Genomic DNA, 20,710 nt, shown 5'->3' with positions numbered 1-20,710 from the left:
GGCGTTTGAGGCGCGGGGTCCGGGGCGGAGCCCCGGGGCCGTAACGCCGGTGCCGGGGGCCGGGCGGCTGGGCCGATCGAGGGAATCGCGCGGCGCGGCGTGACCGGCCAACCCACGCCCCGCCGAACCGCGATGGAAAGGTGTCGGCTCACGACTGTCGTCAACTCCGCGAACAGTGAAGGGCCTTCATGCGACCGCGCCGCCCGCTCGCCCTCGCCGCCATCACCCTCACCACCTCCGCTCTCACCGCCCTCGGCCCCCCGAACGAGGCCACCGCCGACACCGGCACCCAAGCCTGCGCGGCAGCGAACCGCGGCGACTTCCCCATCGACACCCGCATCGACGAGGGCCCCGCCACCTACCACCCCGGCGACGCCCCCCGGCACTTCTCGCTCGACCTCACCAACACCACCACCGCCCGCTGCGCCGACCTCCACCCCGTCCTCGTACTGGTCGACGAGGACCGGAAACTGACGCCGAAGCACATCGCGCTGGAGTTCCGCGACGCGGGCCGCTGGCGCCCCGTGACCGTCGAGCGGACCGCCCGGGACGAGAACATCGGCGTCTTCGACGGCTTCCCCGGGTTCTCGGTCGGCGCGGGCGACACGGTCACCGTCGACGTCCGCCTCGCGTTCGCCGACGACACCCGCCCCGACGACGTCGTCGCCAACGCCGCGCTCGTCCGGCGCAAGGACGACGACGGCGACTGGGTGGGAGAGTCCGACGACTATCCGTTCGCCATTGAAGAGTCCGCGGGTCCGGGTTCGACCCTCGCGGACGAAGCGGGCGAGCTCGCCCGGACGGGCCCGCGCGCCCTGCTCGGACTGGGGGTCGCGGCCGGCACCCTCCTCCTCGCCGGCGCGACCCTCGTGGTGGGAGCCCGACGGCTCCGCGTCGGCGGACGCTGAGCCAGGGCCCAAGGGGACGCAAGACAGGTGTTCACCCGCATCTGCGACCATCCCCGCGTGGACTACCCGAACGACCAGGCCCCCGGCGCCCCCGTGCGCGACGGCATCCCCGAGCACGGACGCATCCCGAAGTACTACGCCGTCAAGGCCCAAATCGCCGCGCTGCTCAGCGAGTTGAGTGAAGGGGAGGCCCTCCCCGCCGAGCGCGAACTCGCCCTGCGCTACGAAGTGGCCCGCGAAACCGTGCGGCAGGCCCTGCGCGAGCTGCTGCTCGAAGGGCGGCTGCGGCGGCACGGCAGGGGCACCGTCGTCGCCGGCCCGAAGCTGGCGCAGCCGCTGTCCCTCGCCTCGTACACCGAAGGAGTCCGCCGACAGGGCCGGCGCCCGGGTCGCACCCTCATCGGCCTCGAACGCTTCCCGTGCCCGCCCGCGCTCGCCGCCGAGATCGGCCTCGAACGGGCCGAACCCGTCTGGCACATGGAACGCGTACTGCTCGCCGACGACGAGCGCGTGGGCCTTGAGTCGACCTACGTGCCCGTGGCCCGGGCGCCGCGACTCGACGCCGAGTTCGACCCCGACTCCTCGTTCTACTCCTACGTCCACGACCGCCTCGACATCGAGTTCGGCTCGGCCGACGAGCGCATCGAGACGGTGCTCGCGACCCCGCGCGAGGCCCTGCTCATCGGCACGCCGCCCGCGCTGCCGATGCTGCTCATCCACCGGATCTCGTACGACACCGGGCGCCGCGCCACGGAGCGGGTGCGGACGCTCTACCGCGGGGACCGCTTCTCGTTCACCGCGCGTCTGGGCTCGGACAGCTGGTAATTACCCACGGCTCCCCTCTCCCTCCTCCAGAAATAACAGAACGGTAACGGGTCTGGTCCAACCTTGGGTGCCCGTTCACCGTCCCGTTGCCGCGCCGCTCCGCGCGGGACACCCGCCGCCGGGAGCGTGGCCGCCGTGAGAGACAACGACCAGAAGCTGAGCGGCATCCGGTTCGACCGGGTGTCGGTCGCGTACGGCGGCACCACCGTTCTCGACTCCCTCGACCTGACCGTCGAGCCCGGCGAGGTGATGGCCCTCCTCGGCCCCTCGGGCTCGGGGAAGACCACCGCGCTGCGCGCCGTCGCCGGGTTCGTGCGGCCCGCGTCCGGGAGGGTGTTCCTCGGCGGCCGCGACGTCACCGACCTGCCGCCGCACCGGCGCGGCATCGGCATGGTCGTGCAGAGTTACGCGCTCTTCCCGCACCTGCGCGTCGAGGACAACGTCGCGTTCGGGATGAAGGCCCAGAGGGTGCCGAAGGGTGAGATACCCGGCCGCGTCGCCGAAGCCCTCGAACTGACCGGCATGGCCTCCTACGCCAAGCGGTACCCGCGCGAACTCTCCGGCGGCCAGCAGCAGCGCGTCGCCATCGCGCGCGCCCTCGCCGTCCGGCCCGGCGTGCTGCTCCTCGACGAGCCGCTGTCCGCGCTCGACGCGACACTCCGCTCCGGCATGCTCGCCGAACTCGCGCGGCTGCACCGCGAGTTGCCCGACGTCTCGATCCTGTACGTCACCCACGACCAGGTCGAGGCGCTCACCCTCGCCGACCGCATCGCCGTCATGGACAAGGCCCGCCTCCAGGACGTCGGCACGCCGCAGGACCTGTACCGGCGCCCGCGCACCGAGTTCACCGCCTCCTTCGTCGGCAACGCCAACCTCCTCCCGGTGACGGTGGGTTCGGGCTCCGTATCGCTGGGAGGTGCCGAGCTGAAGCTCCCGACCCCGGATGCCGCCATCGGCTCCACCGCCACGCTGTGCGTCCGCCCGCACCTCGTCGGCCTCGGCGAAGGCCCCAACTCCCTTACGGGCAAGGTCTCCGAGGTCCAGTGGCGTGGCTCCACCCACCGCCTGCACGTCGACGTCGACGGCCATCAGGTCAAGGCGGACCTGCGCGAGCTGCGTGACCCGCCCGTGCTCGGCGACCGGGTCACCCTGCACTTCGCGCCGGACGATGCGGTGCTGCTCTCCGCAGGGGTGACCGATGGCTAGTACCGTCCCGGGCCTCAAGGAACGTGAACCGGCACCGGGGACTGTGCCCACCCGTTCCGCCGTGCGGAACACCTGCCCACAGCGGCGGCTGCCGCGCATGATCTGGGCCCTGCCGCCCGTCGCCGCCCTCGCGGTCGTCTTCCTCTACCCGCTCTTCCTCGTCGTCCAGCAGTCGCTCACCCCCGACACCGGCGGCACATCCCTGAAGCCGTACGCCGATGTCTTCGCGTCGTCCGCGTTCCGCGAGGCGCTCGGCACGACGGTGTGGCTCGCCGTCGGGTCCACGGTCGGCTGTCTCGTCCTCGGCTTCGCGCTCGCGCTGATCGTCGCGTTCGTGCCGTTCCCCGGCGCGAAGGCCGTCGCCCGCTTCATCGACGTCTTCCTGTCCTTCCCCTCCTTCCTGATCACGCTCGCCCTGCTGTTCGTGTACGGGCAGGTGGGCATGGCCAACGGGGTGTGGACGGACGTCACAGGCGCCGCAACCGGCCCCTTCCAGTTCCTGGCCACGCCGTGGGGCGTGCTGCTCGCCGAGATCACCTACTTCACGCCGTTCGTGATGCGCCCGCTGCTCGCCGCGTTCTCGCAGGTCGACACGGGACAGCTGGAGGTCGCCGCGTCGCTCGGGGCGCGGCCCGCCCGGATCGTGCGGCAGGTGATCCTGCCGGAGGCACTGCCGGCGCTCGCCGCCGGTGGCTCGCTGGTCCTCGTCCTGTGCCTCAACGAGTTCGGGATCGTCCTGTTCACCGGCGCCAAGGGCGTCACGACGCTGCCGACCCTCGTCTACAGCAAGGCGATCCTCGAATCCGACTACCCGGGCGCATGCGTCGTCGCGGTCGTCAACGTCCTTGTCTCCGTGAGCCTTTACGGCCTGTACCGGGTGGTGAGCCGCCGTGCTCGTACATAGCAAGGCCGGCAAGTGGGGCGCCTGGGGCCTCTTCTTCGTCCTCTTCCTGCCGCTGTTCGCCCTGCCGCTTCTCGTCGTCCTCGCCGCGTCCTTCGCCACGAACTGGTCCGGCGCCCTGCCCTCCGGCCTCACCGGCGGCCGCTACGAGGCCGCCACCAGCGGCGACTCCCTCACCGCCCTGACCACCAGCCTGGTCACGGCCGTCACCGCGAGCGTGCTCGCGCTGGTCGTCGGCGGCTGGGCCGCGCTCGCCGCCGCCACGCTGAACAAGCGCGGACGCCGCGTGCTGGACGCCCTGTTCGTGCTTCCGGTCGCCGTGCCGTCCGTGGTCGTCGGCCTCGCGGTCCTCGTCGCGTTCAGCCGGCCGCCGATGCTGCTCAACGGCACCCGCTGGATCGTGATCATCGCCCACACGATCCTGGTCACGGCCTTCGCCTACCAGTCGGTGTCCGCCGCCCTCCAGCGCCTCGACCCCTCCTACGAACAGGCCGCGGCCTCGCTGGGCGCCCGCCCCGCGTACGTCCTGTGGAAGGTGAAGCTGCCACTGCTTCTGCCCTCCCTGAACGCCGCCGCGGGCCTCTGCTTCGCCCTGTCCATGGGCGAGTTGAGCGCCACGATGATGCTCTACCCGCCGAACTGGATGCCGCTCCCGGTGCAGATCTACGCGACCACCGACCGCGGCTCCCTCTTCACCGGCTCCGCTATCGCGGTGGTCCTGATGGCCGCCACGCTGCTCGTCCTGCTGGCCATGTCGCGGATCCGCACCAAGGCCTCGTACCGCTGAAGACCCCGCTGTAGACCTCGCTGAAGTCCCATACGTAGCAACGGAGTTCATCACGCCATGCGCAAGCACACGCTCACCACCGTCGCCGCCGCCACCGGCGCTCTCGCCCTCGCCGCGACCCTGACCGGCTGCGGCGGCAGCTCCGCCGCGTCCGACGAGAAGACCGTCACCGTCTACAGCGCCGACGGCCTCAAGGGCGAGAACGGCGACGGCTGGTACGACAAGGTCTTCAAGGACTTCACCAAGAAGACCGGCATCAAGGTCGACTACGTGGAGGGCGGCTCCGGCGAGATGGTGCAGCGCGCCGTCCGCGAGAAGGTCAACACCCAGGCCGACGTCCTCGTGACGCTCCCGCCGTTCATCCAACAGGCCGACAGCAAGGGCCTGTTGGCGAAGTACGCGCCCAAGGGCTCGGACCAGGTCGACGGCGCCGACAAGGCGGCGAATGGCACCTGGACGTCCGTCGTGAACAACTACTTCGGCTTCATCTACAACAAGAAGGAGCTGAAGCAGCAGGCGCCCACCACGTGGGAGCAGCTCCTCGACGCGAAGTACAAGAACAAGCTCCAGTACTCCACGCCCGGCATCGCGGGCGACGGCACCGCCCTGCTGGTCAAGGCCATGCACGACTTCGGCGGCAAGGAACAGGCCATGGCCTACCTGAAGAGGCTCCAGGCCAACAACGTCGGCCCGTCCGCCTCCACCGGCAAGCTCGCGCCCAAGGTCGACAAGGGCGAACTCCTCGCCGCCAACGGGGACGTGCAGATGAACTACGCCCAGTCCAAGGACATGCCGAACCTCGGCATCTGGTTCCCGAAGAAGGGCTCGGGGAAGCCGACTTCCTTTGCTCTGCCGTACGCGGGCGGCCTCGTGAAGAACGCCCCGCACACCGCCAACGGCAAGAAGTTCCTGGACTTCATGCTCGACGCGGAGCAGCAGAAGCAGGTCAGCTCCGTCGGCGGCGGCTTCTCGCCGCGCGCCGACGTGAAGGCCACCGACGCCAACGCCGTCGAACTCGCCAAGATCATGGACGGCGTGCAGATCTTCGAGCCGGACTGGAACGACATCGCCAAGAACCTCCAGACGTACGTGGACGACTGGAAGACGGCGACCGGCAGCTGAGAGGCCGGTGTCAGACCAGGTCGACGAGGTCCGCGATCGAGTCGACCACCTTGGTCGGCCGGAACGGGAAGCGGTCGATGTCCGACTTGGCGGTGAGCCCGGTCAGGACGAGATACGTCGTCATCCCGGCCTCCAGGCCCGCCAGCACGTCCGTGTCCATCCGGTCGCCGATCATGGCGCTGGACTCCGAGTGCGCCCCGATCGCGTTGAGCCCTGTCCGCATCATCAGCGGATTCGGCTTCCCGACGAAGTACGGGTCCTTGCCGGTCGCCTTGGTGATCAGCGCCGCCACCGAACCCGTCGCCGGCAGCACACCCTCCGTGGAGGGGCCGGTGTTGTCGGGGTTGGTGGCGATGAACCGGGCCCCGCCGTTGATCAGCCGGATCGCCTTGGTGAGCGCCTCGAACGAATACGTACGGGTCTCCCCGAGGATCACGAAGTCGGGGTCCGAGTCGCTGAGGATGTAGCCGACCTCGTGCAGCGCCGTCGTCAGACCCGCCTCGCCGATCACATACGCCGTGCCGTTCGGCCGCTGGCTGTCGACGAACCGGGCGGTGGCGAGCGCGGACGTCCAGATGTTCTCGATCGGGACTTCCAGGCCGATCCGGTTCAGACGGGCGTGCAGGTCACGGGCCGTGTACATGGAATTGTTCGTCAGGACGAGGAACGGCTTGCCGGAGTCCCGCAGCTTCTTGATGAACGCGTCCGCGCCCGGGATCGGCACCCCCTCGTGCATGAGGACCCCGTCCATGTCGGTCAGCCACGATGCGATGGGCTTGGGCTCTGCCATGTGTGCGGACTCCTCGGCGCTCGATCGACTGACCGCCATCGTATGCACCCGCCCCGCCAGGTGTGACCTGCCACGGGAGTCTCCCGGGATGCGGAACGCGGCCGCAGGCGTGAGCCTGACTGGAGGAGGTTCACGATGCGTGCAGGACTGCTTGCTGTCGGTATCGCGGGGGCGGTCGTCCTGGTGACCGCACCGGCCACCGCGGCCCAGGCCGCCGAAGGCGGTGGAACGATCACCGTCACACCACGGGACGCGCCCGCGGGCACCGAGGTCGACCTGCGGGTGACCGGCTGCGAGGGCACCACGGGCAGCGCCAGTTCCGCGGCCTTCGTGTCACCGGCCCGGCTCGCGCCCTCCGCCGACGACCCCACCCTGTTCGCGGAGGCCCGCGTGAAGTCCTCCGCCGGGCCCGATGCCTACTCGGTCTCGGTGACCTGCGACGGCGTCGAGGGCAAGGTCACCGGCACCCTCCGCGTCCTCGACGGATCCGCCGCCGACGCCTCGCCCACACCGTCCCCGACCGCCCCCGTGCACGCGGGCGGCGGCGGCACCGCCGAACGGCAGGCCCTCGCCGTCCACCGGCCCTCCACGGCAGCGCCCAGCGAGGGCCCCGGCACCCGGCACGCCCTCATCGGGCTCGGCCTCGCCGCGGTCGCCGCCGTCGCCGTGGCCGTCCGCAGCGTGCGCCGCCGCAGGTCACCCGGTTCGCCGACGAGGCGCTGAACCCGCCATGAGTGACCGGTCGCAAGGCGCCGGGCGGCTCCTCACAGGGGTCGCCTGGGTGGTGCTGCTGCTCGGCCTGTGGCTGTGGGGCCACGGCGCCACCGACCTCAACCTGTCCTCGCCGACGACCGGGGACGCGGCCGCCGTCGGCCGGCCGTCGGACGTCGACCTGCCGGCCGCCCACCAGCCGGACGAGGGCGCGCAGCCACGCCGCGTCGACATCCCGGCGCTGCGCGTCCAGGCGCCCGTCGTGGCCCGAGGCCTGGACGGGAGCGGCGGCATCGACCCGCCGTCGTACGCGCGGGCCGGCGTCGTCGGCTGGTACGGAGACGGCGTGAAGCCGGGGGAGCGGGGCACCTCGCTGTTCGTCGGGCACGTCGACACCGAGAGCAGGCCCGCCGTCTTCTACCACCTCAGCGAGGCCGAGCCCGGCGACACGGTGCGCGTGACGCGGGCCGACGGCTCCGTCGCCGAGTTCACCGTCGACGACGTCCGGGTGCTCTCCCGCGAGAACTTCGACCCGGCCGAGGCGTACGGGTCGCACGAGGCCGAGCGTGCGGAACTCCGCCTGATCACCTGCGGCGGCAGCTTCGACAAGGCCTCGGGCACGTACTCCGCGAACGTCATCGTGTCCGCGTACCTGTCGGACGTGTCCCGGTCGAACGTGTCCCGGTCGGACGTGGACAGCGCGTCCCAGAAGGCGAGTTGAGTGCCGAGCGCCGCCCCACCTGGTCCGGCCGGTAGCCGCTCCCCCCGGAGCCGCCGGCCGGACCGGTCCTCTACCGCGCGGGCGGCGGGCTGCGGGAGGGCCCGGCCCAGGCACGGGAGGTATTGGTGGTCCGTTGGTTGGATCGGACCGGCCGAGGACTGGGGCCGCTCATCACGACTTTAGAGCGATTGGGTGGATCGGCACAGGGTGCGGTCGAGGGTTCACGTCGGTTCGGGCCTGACCTGTTCGTCGGGCAGCGTGCGGCGGATCACGGCGCGCGCGACCTGGTCGAGCGGCAGCCGGTTCGAGCGGGCGTACCGTCTCAGTGCCGTGAACGCGGTATCCGGAGCGGTCGCCCAGCGCTCGGCGAGCATGCCCTTCGCCTGCTCGATCCGCACCCGGCTGGCGAGCGCCACGCCCAACTGCTCGGTCAGATCCTGGTACCGGGCGTGCACACGGTGATTGTGCAGCCCGGTGGTGGCGGCGTCGGCGAGCACCTGGGCGATCGCGAACTCACCTTTGTGTGCGGCTGGTTCGGTCTGGAAGACGGTGAGCGCCCCCACCAGATCGTCGGCCTCGCGCAGCGGAACCGCGTAGGCGGAGGCGATCCCGCCGCGGCGGGCGATGGCGGTGAACGCGGGCCAACGTGCCACGGAGTGCGCGGAGTTCAGGTTCACGGGGGCCACGGCCAGGCCGGTGCGCAGGGTGTCGTGCGCCGGGCTCACGGGACTGTCCGCGGCCACCAAACTCCCCCCCCCCGACTGTGTCGGGATACTGGCCTCGGTGGCCGGCCGGGGTGGGGCAGTACGGGCTGGCGAGGAGCACGGCCGCGCCCAGGGCGCCGAGCAGGTCCACGCAGTGTTCGGTCAGCCGTCGCAGATAGCGCGGCGGGTCGAAAGCGTCACGGAAGATCTCCGCATACTCCAGCAGGGCAACTGCCAGGCGCAGTTCACTCGTCTCATCGGACAAGGTGCGCCCCTTTCCACTCCGCGTATCGGAGTGTTCCTGGTCGCCGCCTACCCGAGCCCTGCCCGCTGTAACAGGTCCTTGACAAGCGGCGCACGCGCTCGTGGCGCGACAGGGGTGTATGCCAGGATTGAGAGCCAGGCAGTGCACCCAAGGGGGAGTGGATGTACCGGAAAATGAGGGCTGGAGCGGTCGTCGTGGGGGCGGCGCTGCTCATGTCCGCCTGTTCCTCCGGCGGCGGGGACAAGAACGAGGGGGACGGGTCGACGGATCCTGTGAAGCAGCAGCCCAAGGGCGCGGACCCGTTCTGGGTCAACCCCGACAGCAAGGCCGCGAAGGCCGTGGCGGAGTTGGCGAAGGACGGCAAGGACGACGAGGCCGCGAAGGTCCGCAAGATCGCCGAACAGCCCAGCGGTGAATGGCTGTTGCCGGAGAACGCGAGGGACCAGGCGCGCGGCTTCACCGAGGCCGCGCAGAAGGCGAACAGGGACGCGCTGCTGGTCGTCTACAACATCCCGCACCGCGACTGCGGCCAGTACTCGGGCGGCGGCGCGGCGGACGGGAACGCGTACCGGGAGTTCATCGACCAGGTCGCCGAGGGCATCGGGGACCGCCCCGCGACGGTGATCCTGGAGCCGGACGCGGTGCAGCACATGGTGGACAACTGCACACCGGAGCAGTTCCACGAGGAGCGCTACGACCTGCTCAAGGGCGCCATCGCCAAGTTCAAGTCGCTGAAGGACACGAAGGTCTACCTCGACGCGGGCAACGCGGGCTGGGGCAAGCCCGACCAGATCTACGAGCCGCTGAAGTGGTCGGGCGTCGACCAGACCGACGGCTTCTCGGTCAACGTGTCGAACTTCTACACCACCGAGGACTCGGTCAAGTACGGCAAGGAGCTCTCGGCGAAGATCGGCAACAAGCCGTTCGTCGTCGACACGAGCCGCAATGGCAACGGGCCGTACACGGGGGGCGCGGCGGACGAGCGCTGGTGCAATCCGCCCGGGCGGGCACTCGGCGAGGAGCCCACCACCAAGACCGGTGACCCTCAGGTGAAGGCCTACCTGTGGATCAAACGCCCGGGAGAGTCGGACGGCACGTGCAAGGGGGGTCCGAAGGCGGGGGAGTGGTGGAGCGCCTACGCGGAGAAGCTGGCGGGAGCCAACTGACGGCTCCCTGACGCCCGGTTCGGCAATATCAAGCCCCTGTGGCGATTGAGCAGCGGGGTCCGGGGCGGAGCCCGGGGGGTTCGGCCCGGGAGCCGCCTGCTCAATCGCCGCAGGGGCTTAAACGGCTACGGCACCCGGACCCATTGCGCCTTGCTGGGGGTGCCCTCGTCGTCCGTGACGAACAGCATGTACCACCCCGACTCCACCAGCGACCGACTCCCCGGCAGGGACACCGTCACCGAGTCCGCCGACTTCTTGAGGTCGAGCGCGATCGACGTCTGGTCCACATCCGTCACATGCGTCGACGCACTCGGCCGAATCAGCCGCGCCGTCTTGATGGACGACGCGTGCTCCGTCTTGTACGTCGCCGAGCCACCACGCCGGATCGTCTTCTGACCGCCCTCAAGGGACGGCCGCGAGTCCCGGTACAGATACGGCGGCGTGTACATCTCGATGCGCTGCTCGAACGTCCCCGGCTTGGTGTTGGCCTTGTCGGCGTAGAGCGAGTCCGAGCCGAAGAACAGCACGCGCCCGTCGGGCAGAAGCAGCGAACCCGAGTGGTAGTTGCGGCCCACGTTCGGGTCGGCGACCTTCCTGAACGTGTTCTTCTTCGTGTCGTAGAGCCGGGCCTCGAGGATGTTGGTGTCACCGCGCCCGCGGTAGTCCTCCGAGCCCCCGGAGACGAGGACCGAGTCGTCGGGCAGGATCGAGGCCTGCGGGTACCGGGTCCCCTTGTCCAGCTTCGGCCCGTCCACGAACTTCGGGCTCTTGTCCTTCAGGTCGACGAGCCGGGTCTTCTCGCTGGAGAGCTTGGACTCGCCGACGCCACCGCCGCCGATCACCATGTACTTCTGGTCCTGCGCGGGCGGCAGTTCGACGGTGTTGGCCGTCTCCAGCATGTTCGGGTCCGAAAGACCGGGTATCTTCTGGAACTTATTGGTCGTCAGATCCCAAATGCCGGGCTTGCGGCCGACGTTGTCGGGCCCATAACCCGCGTTCGCGCCCGAGTAGAAGATCTTCCCGTTCTGCATCTGGAACAGCGCGGGATACGTCGGGAACTGGCGGACGTCCTTCAGGTACGTCCACTTCTTCGTCTTCGGGTCGTAGACCTCGTTCTTGCCCGGGACCAGCTGCCCGATCTCGTCGAGCCCGGAAACGGAGAGGACCTTGCCGTCGGAGAGCGTGGTCAGCGTCGGGTACCAGCGCGCCTCGTTCATCGGGTCGACCTTGATGTACTTCTCGGCGACCGGGTCGAACTCGTAACTGTCCCTGATCCCCTGGAAGTCCTTCTTGTCCAGGGCGAGCTTCTGCGCGATGCCGTAGACGTTGCGCGCTTCCTGGCCGGTCAGGCCCTGCACCCGGTAGTTGTCCTGGGTGCCGGTCTCGTACTTGGCGCCGCGCCGCTGCGCCTCCACGTAGACCCGGCCGAGGCCCGGCTCGTTGCGCAGGAATTTGCCGGTCGCCGGGTCGAAGACCTTCTTGGCGCGCTCGACCGTGATGTTGTCCTTGGCGACGAACGACCTGCCGTTCTCCTTGCCGGTGAAGACCGTGCCCGCCTTGATGGTCTTGGGCGCGTCCGGGTCCTCGTTGTGCACGATCATCAGGCCGCCGGCCTTGGTGACGTCACCCTTGAGTTTCTCGTAGCGCTTGGTGCCGCCCGCGATCAGCAGGTTCCCGTTCGCCAACTGCGTATGTCCCGTGCAGAACAGGTCGGTCGGCGTGGGAATCTTCTTGATGGTCTTCTTCACCGGGTCGTAGATCCGGGTGTCGAACTTCTTCGCGTCGAAGTTCTTCTGATTGTTCCCCGACCCGGCGACGAGCAGGATCTTCCCGGTGTGCAACAGCGCCGCGTGAATCGTGTTCAGGCGCATGTCCTTGGGGAAGTCGATGACGTCCCAGTGCCCGTTCTCGGCCTTGTACTCCGGTTTGTTGATCTTGTACTCGTGATACTTGGCCGATCCGAAGCGGTACAGCCAGGGTCCGTTCATCCCGGCCAGCGCCAGGACCACCACCGTGCCGATGACTATGCGCCGGGCACGGCGGCGGCTCGCACCGTCTTTCACTTGTTGTGTCCCCCCAGGGATATCTGCTTGGTCTGATCATTGCCCCAGTCCACCCGCGTACCGGCGTCGTGCGGCTGGGCGGCCCAACTCGGCTTCTGCTGGGGCGCGGTGTGCGCCCGCGCGGGCGCCGCCCGCTCCGGCTGCTCGGGGCGCTCCGGCTGCGGGGCCCGGGCGGGCGGCTTCGGCTTCTTCTTCTCCTGGCGGAGCATGTGGCGCCACGCGAACATCGGGGCCGCGGTGATCAGCAGGGCGAAGCAGGCCCAGGTGATCATCGCCGGGTGGGAGTGGCCGAAGTAGAAGCCCGCGCCGATCGAGCCGCCGAAGATCAGGATGAAGTACCAGTGGTAGCGGAAGGTCCCGAACCAGCGGTCGGGGCTCGCCGAATCGCCCTTGGGGGTCACCACGAACTTGCTCTTGCGGCGCAGCACGGCGTCGAAGAGCGCCTTCGCGTACAGCGGCGCCGACAGCGCGGACATCACCATGCCGGCCACGCCGCCGGAGCCCTCCGGCTCGTGCGGCGAGACGTTGTGCCGGCGGTTCCAGATGTAGAGGCCGATCTGCAGCGCCGATGCGTTGCCGTACAGCATCAGCCAGACCGTCGGGTCGATGTTCACACCCGAGGCGCCGAGACCCAGGAACAGCGCGCAACTCAGCGCCGCCAGGATCCAGTTCATGGCCGCCATCGGGTAGAAGATGATCATCATCGTGTAGTTGAAGAGCTTGCTCGGCGGGAGCGTGAAGAAGCCCTTCCAGTACTGCTTGAGGATCGTCTCGTAGGTACCGCGCGACCAGCGCATCTGCTGGGTGAAGAAGTCCGTCCAGGCGCTGGGGCCCTCACCGACCGCGAGCACGTCCGGCGTGTACACGGAGCGCCACTTCTTGCCGGTGGCGGGGTTGCGGTGGCGGTGGATCTCGAAGCCGGTCGCCATGTCCTCCGTGATGGAGTCGTACAGGCCGCCGATCTGCTTGAGCGTCCTGATGCGCACGGCGTTGGACGTGCCGACGAACATGGGCGAGCCGTAGCGGTTGCCGGCGCGCTGGATCAGCGCGTGGAAGAGGAACTGCTGGGACTCGGCGGCCTTGGTGACGAAGTTGTCGTAGTTGCCGTAGACCTGAGGGCCGATCACGAACCCCACGTCGGGGTCGCGGAAGAAGCCGAGCATCCGCTCCAGGTAGTTGGGCAGCGGTACGTGGTCGGTGTCGACGGAGGCGAAGAAGTCGTACTCGTCGCCGTGCGCGTCCAGCCAGGCGTTGTAGTTGCCGTGCTTGGTCTTGGCGCGGTGCGGGCCCTTCGGCTGGTTCCACTTCGCGACTCCCTTGCGGGAGAAGTGTTGCACGCCGAGCCGCTCGCAGACCTCCTTGACCGCGGTGTCGTCCCCCTCGTCGAGCAGCCAGACGTGCAGCAGGCCCCGGTGGCGCAGCTTCACGGCCGCCTCCAGGGTCTTCGTCACCATCTCGAGCGGCTCCTTGCCGGGCACGAACGAGGTGAGGAACGCGACGCGGGTGCCGGTCTCCGGCACGACCGGGATGGGGTCGCGGGCGACCAGCGTCGCGTGCGCGTTCGACAGCACGTTCATGCAGCGGAAGAACTCGATGAGCCCGATCGCCACGAGCATCACGATGTCCAGCGCGGGCAGGAAGTCGTAGGCGGGGTAGTCCCGTTCGGTCCAGTGCGCGGGCTGCAGCAGCCAGAACAGCAGGACGAGCGAGAGCAGCGGGGCCGCGCCCAGCATCAGCGCGGCCCGGATCCTGTGCGTCTCCTGTGAGAGCAGCGAGCGATAGCGCACCCTGTACGGCTTGTTGGGGTCGGGCTGGGTCAGTGGCCCGGCGAGCCGGCTGTAGTGCTCGTAGTCGTAGCGCGGCAACGATTTCCTGATGCGCCGGAAACCGCCCGTGCGGTGCGGTGGCACGCGCAGCTGGGTCGTTTCGGACGGGTCGAATTCCCGCTCTGGCCGGGCGCCTGTCGGCGTCGACGTCATGAGTCATCCCCCCGCACGCGTCACCGCGTGGTCGTCGGTCCTGCGCCCGGGAACGGGCCCCCTGACCGTGCCCCCGGACGTATCACTGGCGGGCCACCGTCCCACCCTTACCTATTTACATAAGACTGGTACGGCGGCCTTCCGGTTGCATGATGCCCCCCTCGACATCGCTTCATGAGCGGGGCCCCCTCCCCGCGCGCTCGGCAACCGGCTCGGGCCCGGTGTGACACGGTGCCCATTTCAACTGCCTTGTACCGTAAGCATCTTGGGAGCCAATGGCTCCATGACAGAGTGCTGTGACCCGGTTCATGATCGCAAGGCCGATACGCAGCGAAACGTGCTGTTTACCGGTCTTGATACGGGGTTGCGCCACCCCGGTGTTGCGGCCACGGGGCTCCGCCCCGGACCCCGCGCCTCAATCGCCGGCGGGGCTTGATCCATCAAGCCCCTGCGGCGATTGAGCAGATCTTTTGAGCCCATGAGCGGGGAGTGGGCAAATCAAGCCCCTGCGGCGCTTGAGCAGCGGGGTCCGGGGCGGAGCCCCGCGGCCGCAACGACGGCGGACATGACGAAGGCCCCCCGCGGTAGCGAGAGGCCTTCGTCGTCAGGTGCGCCATCAGGGACTCGAACCCCGGACACGCGGATTAAGAGTCCGCTGCTCTAACCAACTGAGCTAATGGCGCCGGATGACCCGCACAACTTTACCCGACCCTCTGGGGTGCCTTTGACCACTCGACGCGCCGGGAGGAAGGGTGAAATCTGATGATTTCAATCATTCGGACCGTCAACATGCGATTTACCCGGACAGTTGAGACGCTTCCAGCGTGCGGAATCGAGGCTCGTTATTCCAAAGTCCGGCACCGGAGTGTGAGGGGAATCGCATGGAGCGGATGCAGCACGGGGACACGGCGGAGCCGATGGGCGCCCCGGTCTTCGAGGACATCGACCCGGCCGAGGACTGTGACTGCGCAGGCTGCGAGGCGTGGCGGCGCGCGGTGCCGTACCCGGTGCGGACCAAGGTGGGAGCCCGGCACGCCCTGGTCCTCGCCGCCGCCGCGGGCACCGTCATCGGTGGTCTCCAGACCACCCCGGCGGCCGCGGCCGAACACCACGAGGCCAGGCCGCTGACCCCGGCCCCGGGTGACGAGGCCGGCACGACACCGCAGGGCCGCGCCGGACCGCTGCACGGGGCGCCCGCCCCGACCGCCGGATCCGTGTCGATGGCCCAGGCGAAGGCTCTGCGCAAGACCTCCCGGGCCGCGATCCTCGACCGCGCCAGGACGTGGGTCGCGGCCAAGGTCCCCTACGACATGAACAAGTACTGGAAGGACGGCTACCGCCAGGACTGTTCGGGCTTCGTGTCCATGGCCTGGGGGCTGCCGGGCAACGAGTGGACCGGCTCCCTCGCCCAGTACGGCACCCGGATCACCAAGGCGCAGCTGCAACCCGGCGACATGCTGCTCTTCCACAACCCGGCCGACCCGGAGAAGGGCTCGCACGTCACGATCTTCGGCGGCTGGGCGAACGCGTCCCACACCCAGTACATGGCGTACGAGCAGACCAAGCCGGGCACGCGGGCGCAGGCCACCCCGTACGCGTACTGGAGCCACTCGAGCAGCTACGTCGCGTACCGGTACAGGGCGGTCACGGACGGCAGTTCGGGCTCGAGCGCGTCGACGACGAAGTTCCCCGGCGCCAAGTACTTCGGCCCCGGCAAGAACAACGCGTACGTGACACGGCTCGGCAAGATGCTCGTCGAGCGGGGCGGCAAGCGGTTCTACAAGGTCGGGCCGGGCCCGCAGTGGAGCGACGCCGACCGTCAGGCCACGCGTGCGTTCCAGCGTGCGCAGGGCTGGCGCGGGTCCGCGGCGGACGGCATCCCGGGGCCCACGACCTGGTCGTACCTGTCGACCGGGCAGGGGCGGAGCATCCCGGCCACCGGGAGTGGCGGCGCCGGGCAGACCGGGTCCTCCGCCTTCCCCGGCACGGCGAAGTTCCGGCCCGGCGCGGAGAACTCCGACGTCACGCGGCTCGGCAAGCAGCTCGTGAAGAAAGGATTCGGCAAGTTCTACACCAAGGGCCCCGGACCGCGCTGGAGCGAGGCGGACCGGCGCAACGTCGAGGCCTTCCAGCGGGCCCAGGGCTGGCGCGGCAAGGCGGCGGACGGCTACCCCGGCCCCGAGACCTGGCGGCGGCTGTTCTCGTGACGACCGGAACAACCGAAGGGCATCCGGCTCGCCACGGCTCCGAAACAACCGAGGGCGGGCTGCCCGCCACGGCTCGTGAACGCAACGCGGAGGGTTCCATGAGCGAAACCGACGGAGGGACGCGCGCCGCGCGGCTCATCCGCAATGAGTCCACCACCGAGATCCCGGTCCACCTCCTCTTCCGCGACGACCCGGACCCGGTCGCCGTGCCGCTGCGGCCCGCGGTGGTCACCAAGGCCCAGGTCGAGCGCTCGACCACGAAGACCCCGAACCGCCCCGCGCCCGCCCGCACTCCGCGCCGGTCCGCACCCTCCGTCGACCCCGGCCTGGAGGAGCGGTCCTGCCGGGCGCTGCCCGGCGCCCTCGGAGTGTTCGGCGGTGCGGTGGGCGCGGCCGGGGCCGCGGCCTCGCTCGGCTGGGCGGGCGCGCTGCCCCGGATCATGACCGACCATCTCGCGGGCCTCGACGCGTACATGGGCGCCGGGTTCGGGCCCGCGCAGTGGGCGGCGCTCGCCGGATCGGGCGCGCTCGCCCTGTTCGGCGTGGGCGGGCTCGCACGCGGGCGCACCGGCGGGGCCTGGGTGCTCACGCGCTTCGGCCGCTACCGCGGGAGCGTGCGCAGGGCGGGGCTGCTGTGGCTGAACCCGCTGCTCGCGCGCCGCCGGGTCGACCTGCGCCTTCGGCACTGGCGCAGCGAGCCGATGCCGGCGGTCGACACCAATGGCGAGGCGCTGCGCGTCGTCGTGCTCGTCGCCTGGCGGATCAAGGACACGGCGCGGGCGGCGCTCGGGACCGAGGACCACGAGACGTATCTGCGCGAGTGCGTGGAGACGGGCCTCGCGCGCGTGCTGTCCCGGCTGCCCGCCGTGGTCGGCGACCGGGACGCGCCCGTGCTGCGCAACGCCGAGGCACTCGGCGATCTGCTCACCCGGCGCCTCGCCGAGGACGCGGCGCCGGTCGGCATCGAGGTGTTCTCGGCGCAGCCCACACGGATCGAGTACGAGCCGGAGGTGGCCGCGGCGATGCGGCGCCGCCGGATCGCGACCCTCGACGCGCGCCGCCGCGACACGGTCCTCACCTCCGTCGTGGACTCGGTGGAGGACACGGTGACCCGGCTGACAGCGCGCGGGCTCGTCGATCTCGACGACTACGAGCGCAAGTTGCTCGTGAAGGACCTGACGGTGGCGTTCTACACGGGCCGCGGGGAGTGAGCCGCTGGGGGTGAGCGGAGGCGCTCGTGCCGGGAATTGCGATTGGTCTGGACATGCCCAACTGGCGGTCCTAGATTGTGCGTTGGTCTAGACCTGGACAATCGCTGTGCGTACGGCTTCCGGCACCCCCAACACCCCCAGGAGCGGCAGCATGCGAAAGACCTCAAGGCGTACGAAGGCGTACACGGCCCTGCTCGGCCTGACGACCGCGGGAGCGTTCGCGCTCTCCGCGGGCGGGGCCAGTGGTCACGGGTACACCGACCTGCCCGTCAGTAGACAGAAGTTGTGCGCCAACGGTGGCGTCAGCGGCTGCGGCGACATCCAGTGGGAGCCGCAGAGCGTCGAGGGGGCCAAGGGCTTCCCGGCGGCGGGGCCCGCCGATGGCAAGCTCTGTTCGGCAGGGCACGGCAACTTCAGCGCGCTCGACGCCGCCAAGCAGCCGAACGGGAATGCCTGGCCGACCACGAAGGTGACGGGCGGTCAGAGTCAGACGTTCCGCTGGCAGTTCACCGCGCGGCACTCCACCACGGACTTCCGCTACTACATCACCAAGGACGGCTGGGACCAGTCGCAGCCACTGACCCGGTCGGCGCTTCAGACGGCGCCGTTCCTCACGGTTCCGTTTAGTGGGCAGCCGCCGGCGACGTTGTCGCACTCCGGCACGTTGCCCTCCGGGAAGTCGGGGCATCATGTGATTCTCGCGGTGTGGAACGTTGCGGACACGGCGAATGCGTTCTACGCGTGCTCGGACGTGACGTTCTGAGTGGGTGGCCCCGGTGTGCCGCCCCACGGTGCGCCGGGGCCTCCGGGCCACACGCCTCCGGGCTCCGCCCCGGACCCCGCGCCTCAAACGCCGGCGGGGCTTGAAAGGCCTACTCAATCGCCGCAGGGGCTTGATTTCCTCACTCGCCGCTCATGGGCTTGAAATGCCAAGCCCTTCGCAGGGCCCTCTACATCTGACGGTGTGTCAATTACCGTTCTCCGTCATGGGAACCATGACGAGGCAGACCTTCTCGGAACTCATCCAGGGGCGCTGGGGCGACCACAGGCCCGGGCTCGCGTACGAGGACCAGGTGTTCAGTCACCACCAGGTCGCGGCCGGCGCGGCGGCCCGCGCGGCGCTTCTCGGTGAGCTGCTGCCGCGGGCGGCGGACCCCCATATCGGGCTGCTTCTCGACAACACCCCGGAATTTCCGCAGTGGTTGGGCGCCGCCGCGCTCTCCGGCGCCGCCGTCGCCGGCCTCAACCCGACCCGACGCGGCGCCGAACTCGCCCGCGACATCACGCACACGGAGTGCCGGGTCCTGGTCACCGAGCGGGCCCACCTCCCGCTGCTCGACGGGCTCGACCTGCCGGGCGTCCGGATCCTCGTGACCGACACCGGCGCCTACGAGGAGCTGCTCGCGCCGTACGAAGGGGCGAAGCCGGAGTCCGACGGTCGGGTCGGTCCCGACACCCGCATGCTGCTCTACTTCACGTCCGGGTCGACCGGGGCCCCGAAGGCGGCGCTGTGCACGCAGGGTCGGCTTGCGGCGGCCGGACAGTCCCTGGTCGCCAACTTCGGAGTCGGTGCCGACGACGTGCACTACATCTGCATGCCCCTCTTCCACGGCAACGCGGTCATCGCGGACTGGGCGCCGGCCGTCGTGGCGGGGGCGGGGGTCGCGCTCCGCCGTCGCTTCTCGGCGTCCCAATTCCTGGGCGACGTACGTCGGTTCGGTGCCACGTACTTCACCTACGTGGGCCGGGCCGTCCAGTACATCCTGGCCACCGAGGAACGGCCGGACGACCGCGACAACCCCCTCCGGGTGGGGTTCGGTACGGAGGCCGGGGCCGTGGACGCGGCGCGGTTCGAGGAACGGTTCGGGGTGCGGCTCGTCGAGGGGTACGGGTCCTCGGAGGGCGGCGCCGCGGTGCAGCGCACGTCCGGCACCCCGGCGGGGGCGATCGGCCTGGCGGCCCCCGGCAGCGATCTCGCGGTGCTCGACCCCGAGACGAAGGCGGAGTGCCCGCCGGCGCGCTTCGACGAGGGCGGGCGCCTCCTCAATGGCGCGGAGGCCATAGGGGAGCTGGTGAACCGGGGCCGTTCCCCCTTCGAGGGCTACTGGCGCAACGACGCCGCGTACGCGGAGCGGGTCCGCGAACACGGCTGGTTCTGGACCGGCGACCACTTCTACCGGGACGGCGACGGGTTCCTCTACTTCGCGGGGCGCGGCGACGACAAGATCCGCGTCGACAGCGAGAACCTCGCCCCCGCCATGATCGAGAACATCCTCGCCCGCTGGCCGGACGCGGCGGCCGTCGCGGTCTACGGGGTGCCGGATCCGGTGGCGGGTGACCAGGTGATGGCGACGGTCGCGCTCCGCGAGGGCCGCGCCTTCGACCCGGCCCGCCTCGACGCCTTCCTCCGCTCCCAGCCCGACCTCGGTACGAAGATGGCGCCCCGGTTCGTCCGGGTGGTGGAGCGGATGCCGGTCACCGCGACGAACAAGGTGCGGCGGGGGGAGCTGCGCCGCGAGGGCTTCTGGGGCGGCGGCGACCTGTGGTGGCACCCGCCGGGCGCCCCCGGCTACCGCCGCCTGACCACCGACGACCACGTGGGCCTGACGGCGCAGTACCGGGAACGCGGCCGCGCGAATCTCCTCACGCCCCCGTGACACCGGTGGTCAAAAGCACCCCCAGGGGCCGGGTAGTATTTACCTCGTCAACCGGCGCCATTAGCTCAGTTGGTTAGAGCAGCGGACTCTTAATCCGCGTGTCCGGGGTTCGAGTCCCTGATGGCGCACTTGAAGACGAAGGCCCTCCGCAAGCGCGGGGGGCCTTTGCCGTGCGCTCGGGGTCACCCCGGCGCCGGCAGGCGCGGCTGGGGGTCCGGGGGTTATCCCCCGGGGAGTACAGCATCCGCGTGTCCGGGGTTCGAGTCCCTGATGGCGCACTTGAAGACGAAGGCCCTCCGCAAGCGCGGGGGGCCTTTGCCGTGCGCTCGGGGTCACCCCGGCGCCGACGGGCGCGGCTGGGGGTCCGGGGGTTATCCGCCGGGGAGTACAGCATCCGCGTGTCCGGGGTTCGAGTCCCTGATGGCGCACTTGAAGACGAAGGCCCTCCGCAAGCGCGGGGGGCCTTTGCCGTGCGCTCGGGGTCACC

At 70.0% G+C, this 20,710-nt stretch carries 17 protein-coding genes and 2 tRNA genes; 14 read left to right on the top strand and 5 right to left on the bottom strand.

Going from position 1 to position 20,710, the window contains the following annotated elements:
- Positions 1-188 precede the first annotated feature (188 nt).
- The 6 genes from ACWD2L_RS25840 (at position 189) to ACWD2L_RS25815 (ending at position 5,749) form a co-directional block, all read left to right on the top strand.
- On the top strand, positions 189-908 hold the full coding sequence (locus ACWD2L_RS25840) for a hypothetical protein (RefSeq protein ID WP_351345199.1): 720 nt from the start codon (positions 189-191) through the stop codon (positions 906-908).
- A gap of 57 nt (positions 909-965) precedes the next feature.
- Entirely contained in the window at positions 966-1,733 is a 768-nt protein-coding gene (locus ACWD2L_RS25835; RefSeq protein ID WP_351345196.1) for a GntR family transcriptional regulator, read from the top strand.
- 135 nt (positions 1,734-1,868) lie between these two features.
- A complete protein-coding gene (locus tag ACWD2L_RS25830) occupies positions 1,869-2,939 on the top strand; it encodes an ABC transporter ATP-binding protein (protein ID WP_351345193.1) in 1,071 nt (356 codons plus the stop codon).
- The gene (locus tag ACWD2L_RS25825; protein WP_451191547.1) at positions 2,932-3,843 is read left to right on the top strand and encodes a 2-aminoethylphosphonate ABC transporter permease subunit; all 912 of its coding nucleotides are present in this window, start codon (positions 2,932-2,934) and stop codon (positions 3,841-3,843) included. Before ACWD2L_RS25830 ends, ACWD2L_RS25825 begins: the two co-directional genes overlap by 8 nt.
- On the top strand, positions 3,830-4,627 hold the full coding sequence (locus ACWD2L_RS25820) for an ABC transporter permease (protein ID WP_351345190.1): 798 nt from the start codon (positions 3,830-3,832) through the stop codon (positions 4,625-4,627). The genes ACWD2L_RS25825 and ACWD2L_RS25820 overlap by 14 nt, the downstream gene beginning before the upstream one ends.
- 57 nt (positions 4,628-4,684) lie before the next feature.
- On the top strand, positions 4,685-5,749 hold the full coding sequence (locus tag ACWD2L_RS25815; RefSeq protein WP_351345187.1) for a 2-aminoethylphosphonate ABC transporter substrate-binding protein: 1,065 nt from the start codon (positions 4,685-4,687) through the stop codon (positions 5,747-5,749).
- 10 nt (positions 5,750-5,759) lie between these two features.
- Here the strand turns inward: ACWD2L_RS25815 and ACWD2L_RS25810 are convergent, their stop codons facing one another.
- Positions 5,760-6,539, bottom strand: a complete 780-nt coding sequence (locus ACWD2L_RS25810; protein ID WP_351345184.1) for an HAD-IIA family hydrolase — start codon at positions 6,537-6,539, stop codon at positions 5,760-5,762.
- 135 nt (positions 6,540-6,674) lie between these two features.
- Here ACWD2L_RS25810 and ACWD2L_RS25805 point away from each other — a divergent pair, with 135 nt between their 5' ends.
- Together ACWD2L_RS25805 and ACWD2L_RS25800 are read left to right on the top strand one after the other, a co-directional pair.
- A complete protein-coding gene (locus ACWD2L_RS25805) occupies positions 6,675-7,262 on the top strand; it encodes a hypothetical protein (protein WP_351345182.1) in 588 nt (195 codons plus the stop codon).
- 7 nt (positions 7,263-7,269) lie between these two features.
- Positions 7,270-7,971 (top strand): class F sortase, encoded by a 702-nt coding sequence (locus ACWD2L_RS25800; protein ID WP_351345179.1) that lies wholly within the window; start codon positions 7,270-7,272, stop codon positions 7,969-7,971.
- Between the two features lie 221 nt (positions 7,972-8,192).
- Here the strand turns inward: ACWD2L_RS25800 and ACWD2L_RS25795 are convergent, their stop codons facing one another.
- Complete coding sequence (locus ACWD2L_RS25795) at positions 8,193-8,696, bottom strand: ANTAR domain-containing protein (protein WP_451191542.1); 504 nt, start codon at positions 8,694-8,696, stop codon at positions 8,193-8,195.
- A 417-nt stretch (positions 8,697-9,113) separates the two neighbouring features.
- On the opposite strand from ACWD2L_RS25795, the gene ACWD2L_RS25790 reads away from it, so the two are divergent.
- A complete protein-coding gene (locus ACWD2L_RS25790; protein WP_351345173.1) occupies positions 9,114-10,106 on the top strand; it encodes a glycoside hydrolase family 6 protein in 993 nt (330 codons plus the stop codon).
- A gap of 125 nt (positions 10,107-10,231) precedes the next feature.
- Here ACWD2L_RS25790 and ACWD2L_RS25785 read toward each other — a convergent pair whose 3' ends face one another.
- The 3 genes from ACWD2L_RS25785 to ACWD2L_RS25775 all read right to left on the bottom strand — a co-directional run bounded on the left by ACWD2L_RS25785 (position 10,232) and on the right by ACWD2L_RS25775 (position 14,831).
- A complete protein-coding gene (locus ACWD2L_RS25785) occupies positions 10,232-12,169 on the bottom strand; it encodes a radical copper oxidase GlxA (RefSeq protein ID WP_351345948.1) in 1,938 nt (645 codons plus the stop codon).
- The gene (locus ACWD2L_RS25780; RefSeq protein WP_351345951.1) at positions 12,166-14,148 is read right to left on the bottom strand and encodes a glycosyltransferase family 2 protein; all 1,983 of its coding nucleotides are present in this window, start codon (positions 14,146-14,148) and stop codon (positions 12,166-12,168) included. The genes ACWD2L_RS25785 and ACWD2L_RS25780 overlap by 4 nt, the downstream gene beginning before the upstream one ends.
- Before the next feature lie 609 nt (positions 14,149-14,757).
- Positions 14,758-14,831: transfer RNA gene (locus tag ACWD2L_RS25775), tRNA-Lys, on the bottom strand.
- 234 nt (positions 14,832-15,065) lie between these two features.
- Between ACWD2L_RS25775 and ACWD2L_RS25770 the strand changes: the two genes are divergently transcribed.
- From ACWD2L_RS25770 to ACWD2L_RS25750, 5 genes are all read left to right on the top strand, one after another.
- Positions 15,066-16,355 (top strand): peptidoglycan-binding protein, encoded by a 1,290-nt coding sequence (locus ACWD2L_RS25770; protein WP_351343417.1) that lies wholly within the window; start codon positions 15,066-15,068, stop codon positions 16,353-16,355.
- A 98-nt stretch (positions 16,356-16,453) separates the two neighbouring features.
- Positions 16,454-17,566 carry an SPFH domain-containing protein gene (locus ACWD2L_RS25765; RefSeq protein WP_351343415.1) on the top strand — a complete coding sequence of 371 codons (1,113 nt, stop codon included), beginning with the start codon at positions 16,454-16,456 and terminating at the stop codon, positions 17,564-17,566.
- Between the two features lie 151 nt (positions 17,567-17,717).
- Positions 17,718-18,329 (top strand): lytic polysaccharide monooxygenase auxiliary activity family 9 protein, encoded by a 612-nt coding sequence (locus tag ACWD2L_RS25760; protein ID WP_351343413.1) that lies wholly within the window; start codon positions 17,718-17,720, stop codon positions 18,327-18,329.
- Positions 18,330-18,552: 223 nt separating this feature from the next.
- On the top strand, positions 18,553-20,223 hold the full coding sequence (locus tag ACWD2L_RS25755) for an AMP-binding protein (protein WP_351343411.1): 1,671 nt from the start codon (positions 18,553-18,555) through the stop codon (positions 20,221-20,223).
- Between the two features lie 54 nt (positions 20,224-20,277).
- Positions 20,278-20,351, top strand: a tRNA-Lys gene (locus tag ACWD2L_RS25750).
- Positions 20,352-20,710 lie beyond the last annotated feature (359 nt).

Source organism: Streptomyces sp. NPDC002754, from assembly GCF_053592315.1.
The sequence above is the reverse complement of the archived record's forward strand: the minus strand, read 5'-3'. Positions and strand labels throughout refer to the sequence as shown.

Bases quoted from the DNA above. Each gene is read 5' to 3' on its own strand.
- ACWD2L_RS25765 (WP_351343415.1), top strand. From the start codon at position 16,454: ATGAGCGAAACCGACGGAGGGACGCGCGCCGCGCGGCTCATCCGCAAT.
- ACWD2L_RS25755 (WP_351343411.1), top strand. From the start codon at position 18,553: ATGGGAACCATGACGAGGCAGACCTTCTCGGAACTCATCCAGGGGCGC.
- ACWD2L_RS25760 (WP_351343413.1), top strand. From the start codon at position 17,718: ATGCGAAAGACCTCAAGGCGTACGAAGGCGTACACGGCCCTGCTCGGC.
- ACWD2L_RS25810 (WP_351345184.1), bottom strand. From the start codon at position 6,539: ATGGCAGAGCCCAAGCCCATCGCATCGTGGCTGACCGACATGGACGGG.
- ACWD2L_RS25825 (WP_451191547.1), top strand. From the start codon at position 2,932: ATGGCTAGTACCGTCCCGGGCCTCAAGGAACGTGAACCGGCACCGGGG.
- ACWD2L_RS25780 (WP_351345951.1), bottom strand. From the start codon at position 14,148: ATGACGTCGACGCCGACAGGCGCCCGGCCAGAGCGGGAATTCGACCCG.
- ACWD2L_RS25840 (WP_351345199.1), top strand. From the start codon at position 189: ATGCGACCGCGCCGCCCGCTCGCCCTCGCCGCCATCACCCTCACCACC.
- ACWD2L_RS25790 (WP_351345173.1), top strand. From the start codon at position 9,114: ATGAGGGCTGGAGCGGTCGTCGTGGGGGCGGCGCTGCTCATGTCCGCC.
- ACWD2L_RS25770 (WP_351343417.1), top strand. From the start codon at position 15,066: ATGGGCGCCCCGGTCTTCGAGGACATCGACCCGGCCGAGGACTGTGAC.
- ACWD2L_RS25800 (WP_351345179.1), top strand. From the start codon at position 7,270: ATGAGTGACCGGTCGCAAGGCGCCGGGCGGCTCCTCACAGGGGTCGCC.
- ACWD2L_RS25805 (WP_351345182.1), top strand. From the start codon at position 6,675: ATGCGTGCAGGACTGCTTGCTGTCGGTATCGCGGGGGCGGTCGTCCTG.
- ACWD2L_RS25815 (WP_351345187.1), top strand. From the start codon at position 4,685: ATGCGCAAGCACACGCTCACCACCGTCGCCGCCGCCACCGGCGCTCTC.